This is a genomic window from bacterium (genome assembly GCA_017744355.1).
GTDB lineage: Bacteria > Cyanobacteriota > Sericytochromatia > S15B-MN24 > UBA4093 > JAGIBK01.
Map to the genome: position 1 here is coordinate 56,627 of JAGIBK010000007.1, position 22,990 is coordinate 79,616.

General features: G+C 67.7%; 21 protein-coding genes. 9 read left to right on the top strand and 12 right to left on the bottom strand.

All coding sequences use genetic code 11. The features are described 5' to 3' along the window. Positions 1-7 precede the first annotated feature (7 nt). From guaA to J7643_16655, 5 genes are all read left to right on the top strand, one after another. A complete protein-coding gene (guaA, locus tag J7643_16635; protein MBO9542217.1) occupies positions 8-1,564 on the top strand; it encodes a glutamine-hydrolyzing GMP synthase in 1,557 nt (518 codons plus the stop codon). Between the two features lie 14 nt (positions 1,565-1,578). Continuing rightward, entirely contained in the window at positions 1,579-2,721 is a 1,143-nt protein-coding gene (locus J7643_16640; GenBank protein ID MBO9542218.1) for an IMP dehydrogenase, read from the top strand. Between the two features lie 184 nt (positions 2,722-2,905). Further along, positions 2,906-5,707: an AMP-binding protein gene (locus J7643_16645; GenBank protein MBO9542219.1), complete on the top strand. Its 2,802-nt coding sequence runs from the start codon at positions 2,906-2,908 to the stop codon at positions 5,705-5,707. After that, complete coding sequence (locus tag J7643_16650) at positions 5,704-6,813, top strand: alpha/beta hydrolase (protein ID MBO9542220.1); 1,110 nt, start codon at positions 5,704-5,706, stop codon at positions 6,811-6,813. Before J7643_16645 ends, J7643_16650 begins: the two co-directional genes overlap by 4 nt. Before the next feature lie 95 nt (positions 6,814-6,908). Next, positions 6,909-7,868, top strand: a complete 960-nt coding sequence (locus J7643_16655) for an endonuclease/exonuclease/phosphatase family protein (protein ID MBO9542221.1) — start codon at positions 6,909-6,911, stop codon at positions 7,866-7,868. Between the two features lie 99 nt (positions 7,869-7,967). Here J7643_16655 and J7643_16660 read toward each other — a convergent pair whose 3' ends face one another. The 4 genes from J7643_16660 to J7643_16675 form a co-directional block, all read right to left on the bottom strand. Beyond that, positions 7,968-8,435 (bottom strand): hypothetical protein, encoded by a 468-nt coding sequence (locus tag J7643_16660; GenBank protein MBO9542222.1) that lies wholly within the window; start codon positions 8,433-8,435, stop codon positions 7,968-7,970. Positions 8,436-8,695: 260 nt separating this feature from the next. Beyond that, on the bottom strand, positions 8,696-9,736 hold the full coding sequence (gene cydB / locus J7643_16665) for a cytochrome d ubiquinol oxidase subunit II (GenBank protein ID MBO9542223.1): 1,041 nt from the start codon (positions 9,734-9,736) through the stop codon (positions 8,696-8,698). 10 nt (positions 9,737-9,746) lie between these two features. Continuing rightward, complete coding sequence (locus J7643_16670) at positions 9,747-11,105, bottom strand: cytochrome ubiquinol oxidase subunit I (GenBank protein ID MBO9542224.1); 1,359 nt, start codon at positions 11,103-11,105, stop codon at positions 9,747-9,749. 84 nt (positions 11,106-11,189) lie between these two features. Further along, positions 11,190-11,543 (bottom strand): DUF1622 domain-containing protein, encoded by a 354-nt coding sequence (locus tag J7643_16675; protein MBO9542225.1) that lies wholly within the window; start codon positions 11,541-11,543, stop codon positions 11,190-11,192. Between the two features lie 135 nt (positions 11,544-11,678). Here J7643_16675 and J7643_16680 point away from each other — a divergent pair, with 135 nt between their 5' ends. The 3 genes from J7643_16680 (at position 11,679) to J7643_16690 (ending at position 14,519) form a co-directional block, all read left to right on the top strand. Then, entirely contained in the window at positions 11,679-12,080 is a 402-nt protein-coding gene (locus tag J7643_16680) for a hypothetical protein (protein MBO9542226.1), read from the top strand. 124 nt (positions 12,081-12,204) lie between these two features. Then, a complete protein-coding gene (locus J7643_16685) occupies positions 12,205-13,191 on the top strand; it encodes a transporter (GenBank protein ID MBO9542227.1) in 987 nt (328 codons plus the stop codon). A 50-nt stretch (positions 13,192-13,241) separates the two neighbouring features. Further along, the gene (locus J7643_16690) at positions 13,242-14,519 is read left to right on the top strand and encodes a YncE family protein (GenBank protein MBO9542228.1); all 1,278 of its coding nucleotides are present in this window, start codon (positions 13,242-13,244) and stop codon (positions 14,517-14,519) included. On the opposite strand, the gene J7643_16695 is transcribed toward J7643_16690, so the two are convergent. Beyond that, a complete protein-coding gene (locus tag J7643_16695) occupies positions 14,512-15,519 on the bottom strand; it encodes a multidrug resistance efflux transporter family protein (protein ID MBO9542229.1) in 1,008 nt (335 codons plus the stop codon). The genes J7643_16690 and J7643_16695 overlap by 8 nt on opposite strands. 204 nt (positions 15,520-15,723) lie before the next feature. Between J7643_16695 and J7643_16700 the strand changes: the two genes are divergently transcribed. Further along, a complete protein-coding gene (locus tag J7643_16700) occupies positions 15,724-16,566 on the top strand; it encodes a helix-turn-helix transcriptional regulator (GenBank protein ID MBO9542230.1) in 843 nt (280 codons plus the stop codon). 53 nt (positions 16,567-16,619) lie between these two features. Here the strand turns inward: J7643_16700 and J7643_16705 are convergent, their stop codons facing one another. The 7 genes from J7643_16705 to J7643_16735 all read right to left on the bottom strand — a co-directional run bounded on the left by J7643_16705 (position 16,620) and on the right by J7643_16735 (position 22,939). Next, entirely contained in the window at positions 16,620-17,171 is a 552-nt protein-coding gene (locus J7643_16705; protein MBO9542231.1) for a dual specificity protein phosphatase family protein, read from the bottom strand. Between the two features lie 75 nt (positions 17,172-17,246). Beyond that, positions 17,247-17,690, bottom strand: coding sequence for a CBS domain-containing protein (locus tag J7643_16710; protein ID MBO9542232.1), 444 nt, complete (start codon positions 17,688-17,690; stop codon positions 17,247-17,249). Positions 17,691-17,705: 15 nt separating this feature from the next. Continuing rightward, positions 17,706-18,248, bottom strand: coding sequence for a hypothetical protein (locus J7643_16715; protein MBO9542233.1), 543 nt, complete (start codon positions 18,246-18,248; stop codon positions 17,706-17,708). 67 nt (positions 18,249-18,315) lie between these two features. Further along, a complete protein-coding gene (locus J7643_16720) occupies positions 18,316-19,308 on the bottom strand; it encodes a D-alanine--D-alanine ligase (protein MBO9542234.1) in 993 nt (330 codons plus the stop codon). Positions 19,309-19,312: 4 nt separating this feature from the next. Then, on the bottom strand, positions 19,313-20,746 hold the full coding sequence (locus J7643_16725) for a phosphoglucomutase/phosphomannomutase family protein (GenBank protein ID MBO9542235.1): 1,434 nt from the start codon (positions 20,744-20,746) through the stop codon (positions 19,313-19,315). A 61-nt stretch (positions 20,747-20,807) separates the two neighbouring features. After that, on the bottom strand, positions 20,808-21,878 hold the full coding sequence (locus tag J7643_16730) for an NDP-sugar synthase (GenBank protein MBO9542236.1): 1,071 nt from the start codon (positions 21,876-21,878) through the stop codon (positions 20,808-20,810). Beyond that, positions 21,878-22,939, bottom strand: coding sequence for a bifunctional phosphoglucose/phosphomannose isomerase (locus J7643_16735; GenBank protein ID MBO9542237.1), 1,062 nt, complete (start codon positions 22,937-22,939; stop codon positions 21,878-21,880). Before J7643_16735 ends, J7643_16730 begins: the two co-directional genes overlap by 1 nt. Positions 22,940-22,990 lie beyond the last annotated feature (51 nt).

Sequence of the window (22,990 nt, forward strand, 5' to 3'; positions counted from 1 at the left end):
AGGAACCATGAACGAGCGCATCGTCATTCTAGATTTCGGTAGCCAGTACACCCCGCTCATCGCGCGGCGCATCCGCGAGATGGGCGTCTACGCCACCATCCTGCCCCACGATGCGCCCGTCGAGCGCTTTGCGGGCGACGGCCTCAAGGGGGTCATCCTCTCGGGCGGCCCCGCGAGCGTGCACGAGGCGGGTGCTCCGCGTCCGGCCCCCGGCGTGCTCGCGCTCGACGTGCCGGTGCTCGGCGTCTGCTACGGGATGCAGTTGCTCAACCACCTGGGCGGTGGCGAGGTCGTCTCGCATACCAAGCGCGAGTACGGCCGCACCGCCCTGGAAGTCGCCGGGGAAGCGCGCCTCATGGGAGGCCTGGCAGCCAAGGAGCAAGTCTGGATGAGCCACGGCGATCGGCTCGATCGTCTCGCCGAGGGCTTTACCGTCACGGCCCGCACCGAGGACGGGGTGGTCGCGGCCATCGAGGCGCCCGAGGCCAGGCGCTTCGGGCTGCAGTTCCACCCGGAGGTGACCCACACGCCGAACGGCAAGGCGATCATCCGGAACTTCGTGTTCAACGTCTGCGGCTGCAAGGGCGACTGGTCGGTCGAGGACTACCTGGACGAGGCCGTGCGCGAGGTCCAGGCGACGGTGGGCGATCGCCCCGTCATCGTCCTGGTCTCGGGCGGGGTGGACTCGACGGTGACGGCGGCCCTGCTCGCCAAGGCCCTGCCCAGCGAGCAGATCTTCCCGATCCACATCGACTCGGGCCTGATGCGCGCGGGCGAGAGCGAGCAGGTGGTCGCTTCCCTCAAGGAGATGGGCCTCTCGAACCTGCACTTCGTGGACGCCTCCGAGACCTTCCTCTCGCGCCTCGAAGGGGTGACGGACCCCGAGACCAAGCGCCGGATCATCGGGGACACCTTCATCGAGGTTCAGCAACTAGAGGTGGCGCGCCTCGGCATCGACGAGGCCACGGCCTTCCTCGCCCAAGGCACCCTCTACACCGACCTGATCGAGTCGGGGGCGACCGGGGCGATGACCGCGACCATCAAGACCCACCACAACGTGGGCACCCCCCTGGTCAAGGCCAAGCGCGAAGCCGGCTTGATAGTCGAGCCCTGCAAGGGCATCTTCAAGGATGAGGTGCGCGCGCTCGGCATGCACCTGGGTCTTGCGCGGGAGCTGGTCATGCGCCACCCCTTCCCGGGCCCGGGGCTCGCCATCCGCATCCTGGGCGAGATCACCCCCGAGCGCCTCGAAACCCTGCGCGCGGCTGATCTCATTTACCTGGAGGAGCTGCGCAAGGCCGGGCTCTACGAGGCCATCTGGCAGGCCTTCGCGGTGCTCTTGCCCGTCAACGCGGTGGGGGTCCAGGGCGACGGGCGCACCTACGGGGCGGTCGTGGCCCTGAGGGCGGTGGACTCGGTGGACGGGATGACCGCCGACTACTACCCGGTGCCCTATGAGGTCCTGGGCCGCGCGGCCGCACGCATCGCCAACGAGGTGCGCGGCGTCAACCGGGTGGTCTTCGACGTGACCTCGAAGCCGCCCGCGACCATCGAGTGGGAATAAGGAGAAGCACGCCAATGAATCCGTATGATTGGGCTGAAAAGATGGTCGAGGGCTATACCTTCGACGACGTGATCCTCGTGCCGGGCTATTCCGACTTCCTGCCCGCCGAGGCCGACCTCACGACCCGCATCACCCGCAACGTCACCCTCAAGGTGCCCATCGTCTCGGCGGCCATGGACACCGTCACCGAGTCGCGGATGGCGATCGCCCTCGCTTTCAAGGGCGGGCTGGGCATCGTCCACCGCAACATGACCGTCGAGGCCCAGGTGGCCGAGATCCAGGCGGTCAAGGCCGAGCCGGTCCCGGCTGAGTGCCGCGAGCAGGCTGCCCTGGACGCCCAGGGCCGGCTCTTGGTCGGGGCCGCCATCGGCGCGGGCCAGGGCCTCGAACGCGCCGAGGCCCTCCTGGCCGCCGGGGTGGACGTGCTGTGCATCGACACGGCCCACGGCCACTCGAAGAACGTGGTCGAGACCCTCAAGCAATTGAAGGCCGCTCACCCCGAGGCCCAGGTCATCGCGGGCAACATCGCGACCCCTGAGGCCGCGCGGGACCTCATCGCCGCAGGCGCCGACTCGCTCAAGGTGGGGATCGGGCCCGGCTCGATCTGCACCACCCGCGTGGTGGCGGGGGTGGGGGTGCCCCAGGTAACGGCCATCCGGGCGGTGGCCTCGATCGCGCACGAGGCGGGCGTTCCCATCATCGCCGACGGCGGGATCCGGTACTCGGGGGATCTGACCAAGGCGATCGCGGCGGGCGCCGACGTCGTGATGATGGGCAGCCTCTTTGCACGCAGCCAAGAGAGCCCGGGCACCGAGGTGATCTTCAGCGGGCGCCAGTACAAGGTCTACCGCGGCATGGGCTCCATCGGCGCGCTTCAGAACGAGACCAACGACCGCTACGGCAAGCACGGGGGCGGCACCCTCGTACCCGAGGGGATCGAGGGGATGGTCCCGCTCTCCGGCTCGGTCGAGGACATCCTCTACCAGCTCGTAGGCGGCCTGCGCAAGGGGATGGGGTACTGCGGCCTCAAGAGCATCGAAGCCCTCAAGACCCAGGCGCGCTTCATGCGAGTGTCGGGGGCGTCGGTGCGCGAGGCGCACCCCCACGGCATCACCATCACCAAGGAAGCGCCCAATTACTCGCATCCGGTCAGCTAGGTTGGAATGAGCAGGCCCCCGCGATCACGATCGCGGAGGCCTGTTTTCTTTGGCGCTTCGTCTCGAATTCACGGGCGGCTGGGAGTGCTGTTGACCGCTTTACGCCGATTTGGGCCGCTTCAGTAAGCAGGTCGAGGATGGGGGCCTTCCGGTACCATGGCCGCCGATGCATCCGGGAGGGGCCATGGCAGCGCGCGCGGACCTCGCCACCACCCCCATCGCCGACGAGCTGCTCGAGACGGCGCGGCGGCTTGCGGCTGAGCTGCACCCGCGCCGGAGCGCGCGGAGCTTGGCGCTGGACAGCGCCCTGGACCGGGACTTCGGGCTGGACAGCCTGGATCGCACCGAGCTGCTCTTGCGGATCGAGCGACAGTTTGGCGTGCGCCTGCCCGAGGGGGCCCTCTTCGCAGCCGAGACACCGCGAGACCTGGTGCAGGCCGTCCTGAGCGCGGCAGGCGAGCATCTGGCCATGCCTGAGGCCCCCGTCCTTCCGACAGGAGGCGAGCGCGTGGGCCTTCCCGAGCGGGCCGTGAGCCTGCTCGACGTGCTGGGGTGGCACGTGGAGGCCCATCCGGAGCGCCAGCACCTGGTCTTCTACGAGTCGACCGAGGAGCCGCTCACCTACGCGGATCTCTTGCGGGGGGCCTCGTCGCTCGCACTCGGGCTCAAGGAGCGGGGCCTTGCTGCGGGCCAGGCGGTCGCCCTCATGCTGCCGACCGGGCGGGCGTACTTCCACAGCTTCATGGGGATCCTGCTCGCGGGCGGGGTGCCCGTGCCCATCTACCCGCCCTTCCGGCCGTCGCAGCTCGAAGACCACCTGAGGCGCCAGGCCGGGATCCTCGACAATTCGCGCGCGGCCTTTTTGCTGGCGACCCCCGAGGTCATGCCCCTCGCGCGCCTCCTGAAGGGCCTCGTGCCGGAGCTGAAGGAAGTGACGACGCCGGAGCAGCTCTCGGCCTGGGGCGGGATCGCCCTGCCCCTGTTCACGCGCGGGGACGACCTGGCGCTCTTGCAGTACACCTCGGGCAGCACGGGGCAGCCCAAGGGGGTCATGCTGACCCATTCCAACCTGCTTGCGAACATCCGGGCCATGGGCCGGGCCTTGCCGGTCACCCCCGAGGACGTGTTCGTCAGCTGGCTGCCCCTGTACCACGACATGGGTCTGATCGGGGCCTGGCTCGGCAGCCTCTACTTCGCCATGCCGCTGGTCCTCATGTCCCCTTTGGCCTTCATGGCGCGCCCCGAGCGCTGGCTGCGCGCCATCCACCGCTACCGCGGGACCCTCTCGGCGGCGCCGAACTTCGCCTATGAGCTCTGCGCGCGGAAGCTTTCGGACGAGATGCTCGAAGGGCTCGAGCTGGGTTCCTGGCGCAGGGCCCTCAACGGCGCCGAGCCCGTCAGTGCGGACACCCTCGCGCGCTTTGGCGCGCGCTTTGCTCCTTACGGCTTCAGGCGCGAGGCCATGGCACCCGTGTACGGGCTTGCCGAGGCGTCGGTGGGGCTCACCTTCCCGCCACCGGGCCGGGGGCCCGTCGTCGACCGGATCCAGCGCGAGGCCCTGCTGCGCGACGGCCTTGCGCTACCGGCCCGCGAGGACGACGGGGGCGCCTTGCGCGTCGTGGGCTGCGGCCTGCCGCTTGTCGGCCACCAGGTCCGCATCGTGGATGCGAAGGGTCGCGAGCTGGGCGATCGCGAGGTGGGGCGCCTGGAGTTCAAGGGCCCTTCGGCCACCGCGGGCTACTTCCGCAATCCCGAGCAGACCGCGCGGCTCTTCCGGGGCGGGTGGCTGGATTCAGGAGATCTCGCTTACACGGTCCTCGGCGAGGTGTTCCTCACGAGCCGGGTCAAAGACCTCATCATCCGGGGCGGGCGCAACATTCCGCCTTACGAGCTCGAAGCGGCGATCGGCGAGATCGAGGGCATCCGCAAGGGCGGCGTGGCGGTCTTCGGAAGCCCCGATCCACAGTCGGGGACCGAGCGGCTGGTGGTCGTGGCTGAGGTGCGCCCGCCGCGAACCGAGCCCGAGGCGGCCCTCAGGGCCCGGATCGTCGAGCGGAGCGTCGAATTGCTCGCGTTGCCCCCGGACGACGTGGTCCTCGTGCCCCCGCACGCGGTGCCCAAGACGTCGAGCGGCAAGATCCGCCGCGCGGCCTGCCGCGAACGCTACGAGCGCGGCACGCTGCTAGCCGGCACGCAAGCGCCATGGCGCCAGTGGCTGCGCCTTGAGGCGGCGGGCCTCGGGCCACGCCTCAAGGGCACGGCACAGCGCCTCGGCGCTGGCCTCTACGGTCTCTACGCCTGGGGCCTGTTCGTCGTCTTCGCGGCGCTGACCTGGCCCTTGATGGCCCTGGTGCCCGCGATCAGCCGGCGCGCGCTGCGCGTGGCGGCGCGCGGGCTGTTGCGCCTCGCGGGGATGCCGATCGAGGTCCGAGGTCTCGAGCACCTGCGAGGCTGCGGGCCCTGCGTGCTGGTCATGAACCACGCGAGCTACCTGGATGGCCTCGCCCTTGAAGCGTGCTTGCCGATTGCGCCGCGCTACGTGGCCCATGCGCGTTTTCGCGCGCGCTTTTTCCCCCGGATCTTCCTGACGCGCATGGGGGCGATCTTCGTCGCGCCCAAGGGCCAGGCTCGGGGCCTCGAAGAGCAGGACGAGGCGCTGGCCGCCTTGCGCCGTGGCGAGCCGGTGGCCTTCTTCCCGGAGGGGACCTTCGTTCGGGCACCGGGCCTGCTGCCGTTTCGGATGGGGGCCTTCACGGTGGCGGCCGAAGCGGGGGCCCCGGTGGTGCCGATCGCCATCCGGGGCACGCGCCAGATCCTGCGCGCCCACGCGCGCTGGCCCAGGCGCGGGGCCATCCGCGTGGAGGTCGGAGCACCGATTCGACCGGCGGGCAGTGACTGGGCGGCGGCGCTTTCGTTGCGAGAGGCCGCCTATGCCGCGATCCGCGAGGCGAGCGGCGAGCCCCCCTTGGCAGGGCCGCGCCCGTGAGGCGCTTCTTGCTATGCTGCGGGGCGCTCCTGCTCTTGCAAGGCTGCCTGCCGAGCCGCGAGGCACTCTGGGTCCTGAAAGACGTCGCTGCGGGTGAGCAGCCGAGCACGCTCAAGGCACGTACCCCGACCCCTACCCGGACGCTGGTGCGCTACGCGATCGCAGGCCGGCGCCACGAGGGGGACCTCTACCTGAGCGACGGGGAGCCGCGGGCCGGGATCGTGCTGGTGCCCGGCGCGGCGCGGGAGGGCAAGGACGATGCGCGTCTGGTGGCCTTCGCCAACACTCTTGCTCGGGCGCGCTTCGCGGTCCTGGTGCCCGAGATTCAAAGCCTGCGCGCGCTCAAGATCCGGCCGGGCAACATCCAGGACGTGACGGACGCCTTCGCCTACCTGGTCTCGTGCCCCGAACTCGCCCCAGGGGGCAAGGCGGGGATCGGGGCCTTCAGCTACGCGGTGGGCCCGGCCTTGCTCGCGGCCCTCTCGCCCGCGATCCGGCACCAGGTCCGCTTCGTGCTCGGGGTCGGGGGTTACTACGACGCGACGCGCGTGGTCACCTACTTCACGACGGGCTTCTTCCGAGACGAGAAGGGGGCCTGGCGCCACCAGCGCCCCAACCCCTACGGCACCTGGGTCTTCGTCCTGAGTAACGTGGATCTCCTCGCCGATCCGGGCGATCGCGAGGCCCTCAGCGCCATGGCCGCGCGCAGGCTCGCCGATCCCACAGCCCCCATTGAGGATTTAGCGCGCCACCTCAAGCCCGAAGGCCGCGCCCTCTACGACCTGCTCGTCAACGCCGATCCCGAGCGGGTGCCGGGGCTCCTGGCAAGGCTCCCGAAGCCGATCCGCGACGACATGGCCGCCCTCGACCTCTCAAAACAGGACCTGTGCGCCCTCGAAGCCCGGGTCAATCTCTTGCACGGCAAGAGTGATGCGGTCATCCCCTACACCGAGAGCCTGGCCCTGGCTGCTGCCCTGCCCCCGGGCCGCGTGCGCGTCACGGTTGTGGGGGACTTGGGCCACGTAGAGCTCAAGGGCCTGGGCTTGCTGGATGCCTGGCAGCTCTGGCTCGCCGTGGACGCTTTGCTCGCTGAACGCCAGCCCTGAGGCTGATTTCTTTACCGTTTCTTAGCGAAAGTATTGCCTGGATTTTGAGATAATGGATCCAGCCCCCGCCTTCGTTCCACAAAGGAGCATGTCGCATGCAACGCAACCGCTTCCTCTGGGCCGCGCTTCTCGCGATGACCCTCTCCGGCTGCGGCCTCGGCCCGCTCGGACTGATGGGGGACGCAGGCGGCACGGTGACCGCGCAGGGCGCGGATCTCGCCCCTGCGGGCAAGTTCACGCTCGCGACCTACAACGTCGAGAACCTCTTCGACGGCTCCAACACCGTCATCAACCCCAAGACCAGCCCGGCCAAGAGCCACGAAAGCAAGCAGTCTCTCGCCAACGCCATGCGCGAGCTGAACGCGGACGTGGTGGGCCTGGTCGAGGTGGAGTCCAAGGCGACCCTGCGCAACTTCCGCGACGCCTACCTGGCGGATATGGGCTACAAGCACATCGCCCTGGTCGAGGGCAACGATCCGCGCGGCATCGACGTGGCGGTCCTCAGCCGCTTCCCGATCACCCACGTCAAGTCCCACAAGAATACCCAGTTCGGCGTGCCCGGCGCTCCCGCCCCGCAGCAGCTGAGCCGCGACTTGTTGCAGGTGCAGATCACCCCCGGCAAGGGCTATGCCTTCACGGTCTTCATGACCCACCTCAAGGCCCATGCGGGCGGCGCCCAGGCCGATGCCAAGCGCAAGGCCGAGGCCATGGAGATCCGCCGCATCCTGCGCGACTTCGAGGATCAGAACCCCCGCGCCAACTACGCCGTGATGGGCGACTTCAACGACCAGCCCAACACCGAGACCCTCAAGGTCTTCCTCGATGGCCGCGATCGCGACCCCAAGCTCTACGACGCCCTCTCGGAGCTCGGCGCCTCGGCCTTCACCTATCACCCGATCAAGTACCGCGGGCGCATCGACTACATCCTGCTGTCGCAGGGCATCAAGCAGGAGTACGTCGCCAACTCGGCCGCCATCTTGGACACCCCCGATGCTCAGAAGGCCTCGGACCACCTGCCCGCCAAGGTCACCATCGACGCCACGCGCGATCGCTAACACGAACAACGCGCAAGGGCCGCTCCAGAAGGGGTGGCCCTTGACGCATGAGGCCCGGAGTCAGCGACTCCGGGCCTCGCGCTTCAAGGGGCGGTGCCCTTAGTAGCTCATCCCCGTTCCGCTCGGCATGCCTGCTTGCTGGCCATGCTCGCGCTTACCCATCTCAGGCTTCTTGCCGTGCTCTTTGTCTTTGCCCTCGTGCTTCTTGTCCTTGTCCTTGCCCTCGTGCATCTTGTCCTTATCGCCGTGCATCTTGGCTTTGTCCTTCTCGCCCATCTCAGCCTTGGCGTGCTGCTGGGCGGGGGGGCACGGCTGAGGGCAGGGTGGCTGAGCGTGCTCCTTTTTCTCTTCTTTCTTCTCTTCTCGTTTCTCTTCTTTTTTGGCCTTGTCCTTCGCTTTATCCCGCTCGCCGCTCATGGTGGCTTGCTGAGCGCTCGCGCTCTGGTTGTGAAGGGCAGTACCCGCGTTCCAGGGAGCCATGGTCGGGCTGCTCGTCGAGCAGCCTGCGAGCAACGTCAGCGTCATCACCCCTGCGCTCCAGATCTGCACGCTGAAAAGCTTGGGCATGAGAAGACCTCCAAAGATAAAAGGGGGAGCTGGGCGGCATCCGAGGGCGGTCTCGGAGGATCGCTCGCCATCGGTGCCCACGCAGGGGAGTATGCACATCTCATCCGAGCGGGACAACGCCCCACGGAGAGTTCTGACGACCTCCATGGCGCTCGCTGAGGGGCATGGAGCGATTCTGAACGGGCAGCAATAGGCCACGCCTGCGAGGGGCAGGCGTGGCCTATTGCTGGCAACCTTGGTCGGCGCTTGATGTCCCGGCGCTAGTAGTGCCCCTCTTCGGGGGAGACCTTGCCCCGGAAGAGGCGGTAGATGAAGACGAAGTAGATCGCGGCGAGCACCATCCCGATGCTCCACCACACGAGGCCCACGGTCATGCCGTAAAGCGAGGTGGCGGCGTTGTGGATGGTGAGGTCATGGGCGGGGTTGACCGCGGGCAGCACCCGAGGGTAGAGGGCAAAGGCGCTGCTCACCATCATCCCGGCCATGTAGGCCCCTGATGCGATCAGCGCCCCCCGCTCGTGGTGCCTCAACAGACAGACGAGTACCCCGACGAGCCCCCCGATGGCGATCAAGGGAAAGATCGCCCCCCACGGCGCGCGCCCGAAGTTCGCCCACATGACGGGCCGCAGCCAGAAGGTCGAAACCGTGACCGGGATGGTGAGGGCGACGGTCGCCGCCCAGCCGGCCAGGGCCATTCGCCGGGCGCGCGCGTTGAGCGCCCCTTCGGTCTTGAGCACCAGGTAGTTGGCCCCGTGGGTGACCAGGACCGCAAGGGCCAAAAGCCCCACCAGCACGGTGTACCAGTCCAAGATGCCCGGGTTGGGGTTGGTGGGATCGAAGTTGGTCCAGAGGGCCTCGAAGAAGAAGCCGCTCGCGTCGAGGGGCACCCCGCGGATCACGTTGCCGGCCGCCGCCCCGAAGAAGATCGCAAGCAGCGCGCTCGAGACGAAGAAGCCCGCGTCCCAGAAGGTCGCCCACATGGGGTGCTTGAGGTGCGATCGCAGCTCGATCGAGACCCCGCGCATCATCAAGAGCCACAGCACGATCATCAAAGGCAGGTAGAAGCCGCTGAAGCTCGAGGCGTAAAGGACGGGGAAGGCGAAGAACAGGGTGCCGCCCGCCGCGATGAGCCAGACCTCGTTGCCGTCCCAGACCGGTCCGATGGCCTTGAGGACCATGCGACGCTCGGCGTCGGTCTTGGCGACGAAGACGTGGACGGCCCCCGCCCCCAGGTCGAAGCCGTCCAGGAGCACGTACATGACGAGCATGAAGAGGACCAGGACGAACCAGAGCGTGGTCATGGCGCTCCTTTCAGCCGCTCACGCCGAGCGCCGCCTCGGGGCCGCTGGGCCCGACCTCGGGACCGTGGGCGATCTCGCGCAGCACCAAGAGCACGAAGAGCATGCCGAACACGGCGTACATGCCGGCGAAGCCCAGGAGGGTGAACCAGATGTTGCCGCTCGAGACGGTGGGCGAGGCCCCGTCCACCGTCCGAAGCAGGCCGTAGACGAGCCAGGGCTGTCGGCCCAGCTCGGCGGTCATCCAGCCGGCGGAGTTCGCGATGTAGGGGAAGGGGACCATCAGCATGAGGCACCACAGCAGCCAGCGGGCCTGGTACAGCCGGCGCCGCCAGAGCATCAAGACGGAGAGCCCCATCACGGCGATCATGATCGTGCCCAGCCCCACCATGATGTGGTAGCTGTAGTACAAGAGCGGGACCGAGCTGGGCCATTCGTCGCGGGGAAAGGCGTCCAGGCCCTTGATCTCGGCGCTCCAGCTGCGGTAGGTGAGGAAGCTCAGGGCCCTGGGGACGACGAAGGGGTTGTCCAGCTTGAGGGCCTGCATGTCGGGCTGGCCGAGGATCGCGATGCCCGCCCCCTGCTCGGTCTGGAACAGCCCCTCCATGGCGGCGAGCTTGATGGGTTGCCTATGCGTCACCTGCACGCCCGACCAGTCCCCGCTCGGGTAGAGCTGGAAGAGAGAGGCGATGAGCCCTGTGAGCACGCCGACCTTCACGAAGCGGCGGCCGTACTCCTCGTGCTGGTGCGAGAGCAGGTAGAAGGCCCCCACCCCGCTCATGACGCAGGCGGCGGTCAACACCGCGCCCCCGATGGCGTGCATGTACTGGGCGAGGATCCAGGGGTTCAGGAGCACGGCCCAGTAATCCACCAGCTCGACCGTGCCGTCCGGGGTCATCTTGTAGCCGACCGGGTGCTGCATCCAGGCGTTGGTCGCGATGATAAAGTAGCCCGAGGCCCAGGTCCCCAGCCAGACCATGAAGGCAGAGAACCAGTGGAGCCGTTGCCCGAAGCGGCGCTCGCCGAACAGGAAGAGGCCCAAGAAGGCCGACTCGAGGAAGAAGGCGAAGGCCCCCTCCATCGCGAGGGTCTGGGCGATGATCCCGCCGGCGAAGACCGAGAACTTGGCCCAGTTGGTGCCGAACTGGAACTCCATCGGGATGCCGGTGACGACCCCCATGACGAAGTTGATGGCGAAGATCTTGGCCCAGAACCGGGCGCTGCGGTTCCAGCGATCGTCCTGGGTGCGCAAGTAGAGGCTCTTGAGGATCAAGATCAGCAGGGCCAGGCCCATGGTGAGCTGCGGGTAGAGGTAGTGGTACAGGATGGTGAAGCCGAATTGCCATCGGGCCACGAGCGTCGGGTCGTCCATGGGCGATCCTCCTCCCTCCACCATAGGGGGCTGGTGGAGCGATCGCTTGCTTGTTTGCTCGAATCTTCTTGGGTCTTTTGCCCTTCACTCTCGCACGGCGGGTTCGTGGGCTTCCCCCAGCCTGATCTCGCGCTCCAGAAAGTAGTTGAGGGCGGTTCGGAGGGTGGCGAGGGCCGCCAGCTGCCCGATGTCGTTCCATGTGGGGGCCGCGGCCGTGCGAAGGATGTCCGCGCCGAGCAGGAATTCGAGGCCCAGCGCGAGCCAGCGCCCGAAATCCAGGCGGATTTGCTCGGGGGTGGGGCGGGTGGCGTGCGGCACGAGTAGGCGCGCGAGTCCGAGCCCGATCGCTTTGAGCGCCGCCAGCGAGATGATGAGGGCGGCGAACAGCTCGATGCCGACGGCGAGGCGATCGGTCCAGAGTTGGAAGAGGTTCTGCATCCCGGCCTCCTGCATTCTCGACCCCAGTGAAGCAAAGCACCGGCTGAAAGCAAATGGCCAAGCTTATTTTCGAGGGATGGCGGATCGGTAGTTCCCCCCCTCGACGCTCGGATGCTTGGGGCGTATCATGGCAGCATGACGACTCGGTTCGTGCGGATCATGATGGTGCTCGTCGTGCTGCTCCTGATGGGGGCGGCGCGCTTGCCGAGCCCATGTGTGGGGGATGGCGAGGGCCATCCCTGCACCATCGAGTCCTGCGTCTGCGACGCCAGCTGCTCGTGCAAGTTCGCCTGCGAGGCCGCTGCCGAGCCTAGGGGCCACGCCACGTGCCACATGGGGGCAGCCATGCCCGCCGAGCACGACGCGGACGTGGCCCACTCCACCATGCCCAAGCTGCCGCCGCCCACCCTGCTGTCGGCCGGCGTGGCCTTCAGGCCCCTGCTGCCCGAGGCGCACCGCCCGCTCTCGGACGTGCGGGCTGACTATCTTCCTCCCTTCCTTTCGATCGCTTCGCCCCCTCCGCGGATCACGGGCTGATTCCCTTCGCCCATCGGAGCTTGCGACCCCCCTCGTTTTGGCCGCTGACGGCGCTTTGAGCGCCTGCGACCGTAACGGGCGTTTGGTCGATGCTCCAACGTGATTCTGAAAGGAGAGAGTGGCCATGGCCATTCGTTCCCCCTTCGCCCTGGCTGCGATCGCAGCGACGGCGATCCTCGGGGTGCAGCCCGCTGCCTTGGCGTGCGGCACCTGCGGTTGCGGCCTGCCCGGCAGCAACGCCGAAGTGACGAGCTTCGCGAACGGCGTGACCCTGTTCGACACCGGCAACGCGGGCAAGTTCCTGATCCAGACGACCTTGAGCTTCCGGGACATCACCGGCAACTTCAACGATCGTGGGGTCTGGTCCGAGAAGCCGGTCGGCAGCAGCCTGACCACGGTGCAAGGCAACCTGGGCATCACCTACTACCCCACCGACAGCTGGACCCTCGGCGTGCAGCTGCCCCTGGCCTCGAGCCGCCTCTACGGCGCGCAGTGGGGCCCCTACGGCTCGGTCTCCTCGGCCTTCTTCGACGACGAAGACAACCCGATCGGAGAGCGAACCGGCGGCGGGCTCGGCGACGTCTCGCTGCAGGGATCCTACTTGGCCTTCGCGGGCGACGATTTCTTGCCGTCGCTCGCGCTCTGGGCCGGGGCGATCCTGCCCACGGGCAACGCCGCAGGCGACCCGGCGGCTTTTACCGGCAGCGGGGTGGCGAGTGGTCAGCTCGGGCTGAGCGCCCTCAAGGCGTACGGCCCGCTCGAACTCTCGGCCAGCGTCGGCTACCAGCGTCCCCTCACCACGCCGAGCGTCGTCTCGTCGGCCTTCTACGTGGGGAACTCGGGCCTCGGTCAGCTGCAGGCCAACCTGGATCTGCCCGCCGGCCTCCGGCTCGGGCTCGGAGTCTCGGCGTTTCGGGGCTTCATTTCGGGGGAGAACGTCGCTCCCTCCGCGGAATCACTGGGAAAACTCAAGGTCACTCCTAGCGTCGAATGGCGATTCTTGCCCAACCAGGGCCTGAGGGTCGCCTATGGTGCCGATCCGAGCCTCGGCCCGTGGCTCAACGCCATGACGGATCGCACCTTCTACGCCAGCTACTTCTGTTTCCTTTGAGTCGCGGCGCACGACACGCCGCGGCCTCCCATTCGAAAGGTAGAATCCGCATGCAATCTCGCAACAACGTCCTTCTCGCGCTCGGCCTCGCGAGTGCCCTCTCGTTCGCGCTGGTCGGCTGCCCGGGCCCCGGCGCCACCCCTGACCAGCAGAGTCAGGGTAATTCGGAGGCCGTGAAGGCCTTCGACCACAAGAAGACCGTCTCGGTGCCCGTCGGCCCTCACGGCATGGCCTTTGCGGGCGGCCGCATCGTCAACGCGAGCCCCAACGGCTTCAAGATCGCCGTCATCGACCCTGACCAGGAGAGCGTCGTCAAGGAGCTCGACTTCTCGGGCGAGACCCCGCAGGGCAAGCCCAGCTACACCAAGGCGAGCCACGACGCTGCCTACGCCTTCAACCTGGACGGCGGGGCCAAGGCCCTGCGCGTCATCAAGGGGGCGACCGGCGAGCAGGTCAAGAAGATCGCTCTCGACGGCGCGACTCCCGGCTCCAAGTGCGTCTGGGAGGACGACACGACCCTCATCGTGCCCCTCAAGGACGCGGCCAGCAAGCAGAACATCGCGCGCATCAAGTGGACGGGCGGCTTCGAGGCCGATCCGACCGTCGATCGCCTCACGGTGAACTCGGACACCGCCACCGACAGCGTGGGCGGCTTCGCGGCGGTCGGCGCCGGCTTCATCGCGGCTCCCAATGCCGCCGACAACTCGGTCTCGTTCATCAAGATCGGCAATCCCGAGGTGACGACCATCAAGCAGGGCCTCGGCCCCAGCGCCATCGACATCTCGACCTACGGCGGCAAGGCCACCCTGCTCTTCGGCAACAAGATCTCGAACACTGTCGTGCTCTACGACCTGAACGAGAAGAAGGTCGTCACGGAGCTCTCGGTGGGCAAGGAGCCCACCGACATGGCCCTGCGCGCCGACGGCCGCTACGCCTACGTCACCTGCAAGGGATCCGAGGAGGTCGCCATCATCGACCTGGGGGAGAAGAAGGCGACCATGGTCAAGGTCGGCCGCAAGCTCCTCGATGCGGCGAGCACCGCGAACGCGGGGCCGGTCCACATCTACGCCGTCACGGCCCCTGCGGCTGCTAGCCAGTACCGCACCGCCCACGAGGGCCACGACCACGACGCTGATAAGCAGCAGATCTGGGTCGGCGGCGACGGGGACGGCAGCGTGACGGTGCTGGACGCCGAGACCCAGAAGGTGATCGGCGTGGTCCGGGTCGGGAACGGCCACCACAAGATGGCCTTCACCGCGACCAAGGCCTTCGTCTCGAACATCACCGACAACACGGTGTCGATCATCGACCGGGCGCTCGTCAAGTAAGACGGGCATCGGGAAGGCGGTGGGCTTCGGGCTCGCCGCCTTCTTTTTTTGTCGCGCACGACGGGGTAACCATTGGAGCTTCCTGGGGCCGGCGCGTGCCGAGCGCGTGCAGCAGCATCCCCACCACGATGAGCGCAAGGCCGCCGAGTGCTCCGCCTGCGGGCAGCGGCTTCGAGAGGATCAAGCCCTCGCCGAGGGTGGCGAAGACCACTTCGCCCGCCTGCGTCGCCTCTACCGCCGCCAGTTTCGCCGGGGAGTCCTGAACCGCGTTGGTCGCCGCGAAGAAGAATATCGTGGCGATGACCCCCGAGCAGATGGCCACCAGTGCGCTTTGAAAGAGCTGGTCGGAAGTCGGCAGGCGGCCCGAGGAGGCCCGCCACAGGGCGAGGGCGATCCAGAAGGGCAGGCTCGCGAGCGTCATGGCGAGCGTCCGCTGAACGGCGTCCAGCCGAGACTGACAGAACCGCATCATGCGTCGGTTGCCAAGGGGGAAGGCGAACGCGGCGATGACCACGGGGAGCACGCCGCCCGCGAGATCCTGAGCCGTGAGGTGGCGGGCCTCGTTCCCCTGCAACAGGACGACGCCAAGCAGGATCAGGCCGGAAAAAAACCAGGTGCGAAGCGGAATGGGCGCGGGGTGCTCGCCGGGCTCGCGGAGGAAGGGGGCCAGGATCATCCCGGCCAGGATCGTCAGCTGCCAGGTACCGGCCACGAGCCAGGAGGGCCCCGAGGCTGCCGCGTAGCAGAGCGGCGCGAAGCAGAGCCCGAAGCCCACCGTGCTCCAGCCGAGCCACTGCATGGGATGCCGAGCCAGTTCGCGCAGGACCGGCACCAGCTTGCCCTGCCAGGCGACGAGCGCGAGCAGGATCGGCACCGTCCAGAAGATTCTGAGCGAGCCGCTCCAGCCCCAGTCGCCGCCATTCAGCTGCATCAGCCGGTTCAGGATGAAGGTGGACGCGAAGAAGAACGAGGCCCCCACCCCCAGCGATATGGCACGCATGAAGCCTCCTCTCTGCCTGAAACATCTTCTGCCCGGAATGGCGATCGCCCCTTCGCACGCTACCCTCGCCATCGAAGGCCCGGCATCGTACAATTTGCTCGGCGATCACAATCGAGCTGCTGCGAGTGTAAGCCAGTGAGGGCGCGCCTTCCGCCACAAAGCGGACGCGTTGATTGCAGTTTTCGGACATGAAGGAGGGCGCGGATGAGGCCGAGGGCGTTCGTGGCCGGGGCACCGATCGCGGTTGCCGATCGGCGCATTGGGCCCTTTCTGGTGAGTCTCGAGCGCTACCGGGGCTTCTTCGCCGAGGCCCATACCCACGACGAGTGGCAGATCCAGGTGCCCGTCGCAGGGCGCATCCACGTGACGCTCGCCAATGAGCGCCATCTTGCCGGTCCCGAGAGCGTGATCCTGATGCCGCCGAACGTCGCGCACGCGGCCCTGTATCTGGACGGTGAGCTTGATCTGCTTGTCGTCATGGCCCCTCCGGACTGGGGGGCTCAGCTGGCGGCTGCTTTGGGTGGGGCGGGGCCCCGGATGACCGGGGCGCGGGTGATCAGCGAGCCTTTCATCTGGCCGCTGGCCGCGCGGATGGCCTCGGAGCTTCGCGAGCCTCGGCTCGGCAGCGACCGGGTTCTGGCGGCGGCGATCGAACTGCTCGGCGTCGCGCTCGTCAGGGCTTACGAGCGCGAGCCCGTGCCTGCGCAGGGCGTCGACTTCGAGATCTCGCGGGCGATCGAGATGATCCTCAAGGAGTACGCGCAGGACCTCACCATCGAGGAGCTGGCCCAGCAGGCCGGCATGACCCCTCGGCACTTCGATCGGCGCTTCAAGGCCGCGACGGGCGTCACGCCGAAGCGCTTCCTCATCGATGTGCGCCTGAGGGCCGCCCGAGAGCTGCTCGAGACGACGAGTCTACCGGTCACCCGCATCGCGCTCGACGTGGGCTTCAGGCAGCCGTCTCATTTCATCCGGACCTTTCACCAGGCCATCGGTCAGCCGCCGGCGGCCTACCGACGTCAATTTCAGGCGCTTGTCGGGTCTTGAGGTTCAAAAGGCGGAAGCCCTGACCGCGATAGCGATCAGGGCTTCCGGGGCGGTTACTTCATGTCCTCGGGGGCGTCGATCCAGGTCCTGAGGGCCTTGAGCCAGGGCTTGAAGCCGTACTTGCGTGCCTCGGCGAAGGCGGTGCGGGCGTCCCAGCCCTGGACCTCTTGGCGGTACTTGGCGACGACCGCGCCGGTGCGGTCGGCTCCCCACTTGCAGTGGACGTAGACGTCCTTGTCCTGCATGGCCTGCTTGATGGTCGTCCACTGCTCGGGCTTGGGGGCCACGTCGGTCATGTAGCTCTTGATGACCTTGACGCCGAGCTCCTCGCCCCAGGCGAACTCGTTGTCGCCCTCGGGGCCGAGCGAGTCCTTGGCGAGGCAGACGACGGTCTTGACCCCGTAGGTGTCGCGCAGCATCTTGAGCTGCTCCTTGGACTCGATCTTGCCGCCGCGGTAGAAGCCGTCCTCGACGGTCCGGAAGTTGCGCGGGTGCTTGATCGTCGCCTCGGTGGCGGTCGTCGGGGCGGCGATCGCCGCGCTGGGGGCGCTCACGGCCGTGACGCCGAGCAGGGCGGCTGCGATGAACCAGCGGAATGGGCGCATGGGATCCTCCTGGGTCAAGAAGGGACGCTGAACCATTCTACCTGGAGTCGCTGAAAGCGGCTACCGACGCCTATCCTAGGCCATCGAGGCGACTAGATCCGCGCGGCTGACGATGCCCACGAGCTGGCCCGAGCCGTCCACGACGGGCAGGCGGTTGATCTGGCGATCGACCATGAGGCTCGCGGCCTCGGACACGTCGGCGTCGGGCGAGATGGTCACGGCGGGGGTGGTCATCACGTCGCCCACGTGGGAGCCCACGGTCTTGATGATCTCCTCGCGCAGGTGCTCGGGGGTCTCGAGGGGGATGACCATGTCGAAGAGGGCGAGGAAGGGAGGCGGCTTGAGGGGGCGATCGCGGTAGACCAGGTCGCTCTCGGCCACCACGCCGACGACCAGCCCGCTCTCGACGACGGGAAAGCCGCTGACCTGGCGCTCCTTGAAGGTGGCGAGCAGCTCCTTGATCGAGGTCTGGGGCGTCACCGCGTAGGCGGGGGAAGTCATGACGTCGCGAACCTGCATGGCGCCTCCTAAATGCTAGAGGGTGAGTCGGGCAGCCGTGCGCGAGAGGTCGAGGAACAGGTCGATCACGACCACCGCGAAGAGCACCCGCAGCCCGGGCGAGCCGAACATGCCGAAGAAGCCCTCGAGGCCGTCCACCAGCGCGCGCCCGAAGGTCTGCCGGCCCCGGTGGCCGCTGAACTGGACGCCGACGGTGCCGATCAGGGTGCCGATGAGCATCCAGAAGGCCCCGCCGAAGGCGAACAAGCCGATCATGCCGCCGATGAGGCCGCCCCACACCGTGTTCTGGCTGACCCAGCCCATCCGGAAGCGGAAGCGCTCGCTGATGGCTTCGAGGGAGAGGCCGAGGATGACCAGCGCCACCATGATGGCGTACCGGGTGGCCCACAGCCCCGGGACCTGCCAGCCTTGCAAGGAGGCGAGGTAGAGGGCGTAGGCGACGGCCGTCACCCCGACGAGGGCGAAGCCCACGAGCTGGCGACGGATGGTGAGCACGAGCCCGACGAGCATCAGGACCAGCGCGGCGGGGAACAGGTATGTGAGCGGCAGCGATGACACGGCAATCCTCCAAAGAATGCCGCTATCTTAAGCTTTTTGAAGCCGGTCGGCAATCAGCCGGAGGGCCCTAGAGTTTCAGCGAGGGCGATGCTTGGAACGCGTGGCGCTCGAAGGCCATGGCAATGAAGCGATCGAAGAGCTCGGGCAGCATGATGCCCGCCGCGCGTGCGGCCTTGGGCAAGAGGCTGTTCTCGGTGAGGCCGGGGATGGTGTTGGTCTCGAGCACGTAGATCTCGCCGCCGGCGGTGATGCGCATGTCGGTGCGCGACATGCCCCAGCAGCCGAGGGCTCGGTGGGCCTTGAGGGCGAGATCCTGGACCTTGGCCGTCAGCTCCGCCGAGATCCGCGCAGGGACGATCTCGTCCGTGGCGCCGGCCGAGTACTTGGCTTCGAAGTCGAACCACTCGGACTTGGGCACGATCTCGACCACGGGCAGGGCCTCGATCGCCGAGCCCCCGATGACCCCGCAGGTGACCTCGAGGCCGGGCACGAAGCGTTCGATGAGCAGCTCGGGCGAGAGCTTGGCGGCCGCCTCCCAGGCGGGGACGAACTCGTCCGCGTGGTGGACGATGTGGACCCCGAAGCTGGAGCCCTGGTTGTCGGCCTTGAGGACCATGGGGTAGCCGTAGGCCGCGCCGAGGCGATCGCGCGCGATGGCAGGGTCCGGCACAGGGGCCTGGCGCAGGTCGTAGGCGGCGGCGTCCGGGGTGGGGATGCCCGCCTGGCGGTAGATTTCCTTGGTACGGGCCTTGTTCATGGCCAGCGCGCTCGCGAGCACCCCCGAGCCGGTGTAGGGGATGCCGTACAGCTCGAGGAGCCCCTGCAGGGTGCCGTCCTCGCCGCCCGCGCCGTGGATCGCGATGAAGACCACGTCCGCCTCGTCCTTGAGCTGCTGCCAGGTGCGATCGCCGCCCGGCAAGAAGCTGTTGAGGTCGTGGACCGAGACCTCGTAGGCTTCGGGGTCCAGGTTGCGCCGGACCATCTCGCAGGACCAGCTCGACACCTCGCGCTCGGTGGAGAAGCCGCCCCACAGGACGGTGACGCGGGTTTTCTTGCTCATGGGACTAGGCTCCTTGCGCCAGGGTTCGGCCCGCTTCGAGCAGGCCCTTGACCAGATCGAGGCTCGGGGCCTCGGCGTAGATGCGTAAGAGGGGCTCGGTGCCGGAGGCCCTGAAGAGCAGCCAGCCGCCGTGCGAGAGGGTGAACTTGACCCCGTCGAGGGTCTCGACGGCCATGACCGCTTGACCGGCGAAGGCGGCAGGCGGGTTGGCCTTGAGATCCGCGAGGACCTGGTCCTTGCGGGCGTTGTCCGAGAGGTGCAGGTCGATCCGGTCGTACTGGTGCGAGCCGTGGGTCGCATCCAGGCGTGAAACCAGTTCGCCGAGCGTGGCCTTGTGGGTCGCCATGATCTCGAGCAGCATGAGCCCGCAGAGGATGCCGTCGCGCTCGGGGATGTGGTGCTTGATGCCGATGCCGCCCGACTCTTCGCCGCCGACGAGGATGTCCTCGCTGACCATCAAGTCGCAGATGTACTTGAAGCCGATGGGGGTCTCGAAGAGCGGCAGATCGTGGGTTTTGGCGAGCTTCTCGATCAGGCGCGAGGTCGAGAAGGTCCGGATGACGCCGCCCTTCCAGCCCTTGTGCTCGACCAGGTGCTGGAGCATCAGGGCGAGGATCCGGTGAGAGTTGACGAAGGTGCCGTCGGCGTCCACCGCCCCGATGCGGTCCGCATCCCCATCGAAGGCGAGGCCCACGGTCAAGGGGTTGCGCGAGGCCGCCTCGCGGGTGCGCACGGCGAGCTCCTTGAGGTTGGGGGCGATGGGCTCGGGGTTGGTGCCATGGAACGAGGGGTTCGCCTCGGCGTGGAGCTCGGTGAGGGTCATCCCCGCCCCTTCGAGCATGGTCCGCAGGTAGCCCGAGCCGGCCCCGTACATGGGGTCGGCGATGACCTGGAGGCCCGCTTTTGCGATCGCCTCCAAATTCACCAGCTTGGAGAGCTGCGCGAAGTAGCCCGCGCGAGGGTCGAAGGTTTCGATTGTCTCGCCGTTGTAGGGAGCGGGGCGCACGCCTTTGCCGAGGGCGGCCTCGACCTTGGCCGTCAGCTTGGGCGAGGCCGAGCCGCCGTAGTGGGCCTTGATCTTGAAGCCGTTGTACTCGGGCGGGTTGTGGCTCGCCGTGATCATGACGGCGCCGACGGCACCTTTCTCCTTGACCGCCCACGAGATGGAGGGGCTGGAGCAGGGCCGATCGGCCATGACGACGTTGAAGCCGTTGGCCGCGAGGACCTCGGCTGCAGTGCGGGCGAACTTGTCGGAGAGAAAGCGGGTGTCGAAGCCGACCACGGCGGGCCGCTCGCGCCACAGGTCCGGGTACTCGGCCTGCCAGGTCTCGGCCAGGGCCTGGGCGACCAGGGCCACGTTGTCGAAGGTGAACTCCTTGGCGATCACCGCACGCCAGCCGTCGGTTCCGAACTTGAGGGCGTTCGCCTGTTGGGTCAGCACGTCTTCTCTCCTACTTGCAGGGATTCGAAATCCCCCCGCAGAGCGGGGGGATGTGTCGCTAGTTCGCGATGCGGGTGCCCTTGCCGACGACCGAGTCGTCCGCGAGGACCATGTTGTGGCCCAGCTGGGCGTGGGCGCCGATGGCGCAGTTGCGGCCCACGATGCAGCGCTGGAGGACCGCCTCTTCGCCGACCGCGCTGCCCGCCCCGATCATCGCCCGTTCGAGGATCGCCCGGTCGTCAACCGTGACCCCCGCGCCGATGACGCTGTACTCGTGGATCTTGGCCTTCTTGCGGATCTTGGCGCCGGCGCCCACGTAGATGGGGCCGCGCAGGTCGGCCGTGGCGTCCACGTCCGCGTCGGGGCCCACCCACACGCCGGGCTTGATCTCGATGCCCGGCATCTGGACCTTGACGAGCTTCTGGAGCACGTCGCTGTGGGCCTGCATGTACTTGAGGGGGCTGCCGATGTCGAGCCAGTAGGAGTCGGTGACGTGGCCCGTGATGCGCTCGCCGAGCTGCAGCAAGAGGGGGAAGAGCCCGCGCTCGAAGGAGTAGGCCTCGCCCTTGGGGACGTACCGGAAGACGTCCGGGTCCAAGACGTAGATGCCGGCGTTGACCGTGTCCACGTTGAGGGCCCGGGCTTCGTCCATGGTGGGCTTTTCGAGGAAGCGGGTGATGCGACTGTCGTCCATCATCACCAGGCCGTAGGCCGTGGGGTCCTCGACCCGGATGAGGGTCAGGGTGGCGCGGGCCTTGGTCTCCTTGTGGGCCTGCAGCACGGCCGTGAGGTCCACGTCGGTCAGGATGTCGCCGTTGAAGACGAGCATGGGCTCGTCATCGAAGAACTCTTCGGCATTCTTGACCGCACCGGCGGTGCCGAGGGCCTTGTCCTCGAGCGAGTAGTAGAGCTTGACGCCCAGGTGGCTGCCGTCGCCGAGCACGTTCTTGATCGAGTCCGACAGGTAGTGGAGATTGATGATGATCTCCTTGATGCCGTGCTCGCGCAAGAGCTCGATCTGGTACTGCAAGAAGGGCTTGTCGAACAGCGGCACCATGGGCTTGGGCGTGTTGTAGGTCAGGGGCCGAAGCCGCGTGCCCGAACCCCCTGCGATGATGACGGCGCGCACTACCGCACCTCCTCTGAAAGGGCCATGCGATCCTTGAGGCCGAAGATGGCCTCGACCGGGGTGGGGTCGACACCCGCCATCAGGGCCAGGTAGACGCTCACCCAGTCGCCGAGATAAGCCAAAGAGAGCTGGCGGCTCAGCGGATCTTCGCCCCCGCCGACCAGTTCGACGACCTCGTCGAGCATGGGCGCCATGATGTCGCGGGCGTAGCCCAGCTGGCGCTGCAGGAAGGGGTGATCCGCCGGATCGCGCAGCACGACCATGACGTGGTCGTCGTGCTTGGCGTGGGCCAGGTTGACGATCTCGTTGTGGGTCAGCTCGGGGAAGACGCCCATCAGGGCCGTCATCTTGGAGTTTTCGTTGATCTGGGCCTTCCAGCGCATGGCGACGGCCTCGGTGCTGGGGTGGACGCCGAAGATGACGGGGCGCTTGCCTGCGAGCTTGCTTGCGATCTGCTTGGCGGGGTTGCGCTCGATGGGTACGTCGAGGCCGTAGGTCGCGCGCTCGGCGCGCAGCTGGCGGACGACGGCCTCGGGCGAGATCCACCCGCAGCCGGGCAGCTGGCTGATGAGGCCCAAGAGGGAGAAGTACAGCTCGCCAAGGGCCGCGCGAGGCATCCAGCCGCTCTCGACCGGGACGGTGGCGAGGCCGTGCTGCTTGGCGAGCTGGCCGAACTTGCCGCCCGAGGTGACGAGCACGCAGGGGATCGATCGGGCGATCGCGTCTTCGAGGCAGCCGAGAGTCTCGGCGGTGTTGCCCGAGTACGAGAGCAGGATCACCAGGTCCTCGGTACCGGTCGAAGCGGGCAGCCCGTTGTGGCGCGAGACGACCAAGGGCACTTCTGACGTCGAGAAGACCAGGTTGCGGGCCAGATCGCCGCTGATGGCCGAGCCGCCCATGCCGCAGATCACCACCTGGCGCGGGCGCGGCAGGGGCAGGGCGACGGCCTGGGCGCGGCGGAAGGCGGGCTCTGCGACCTCGGGAAGGCGGTGCAGATAGCCGAGCATGTCCGAGGGATCGGCAGATTTCAGGCGCGCGGTATCGTCGAGCATGGAAAGCAAGGAAAACCCTCCGTCAATGCAGGTGGGGTGGGAGCGCAAACGCTTGCGCGC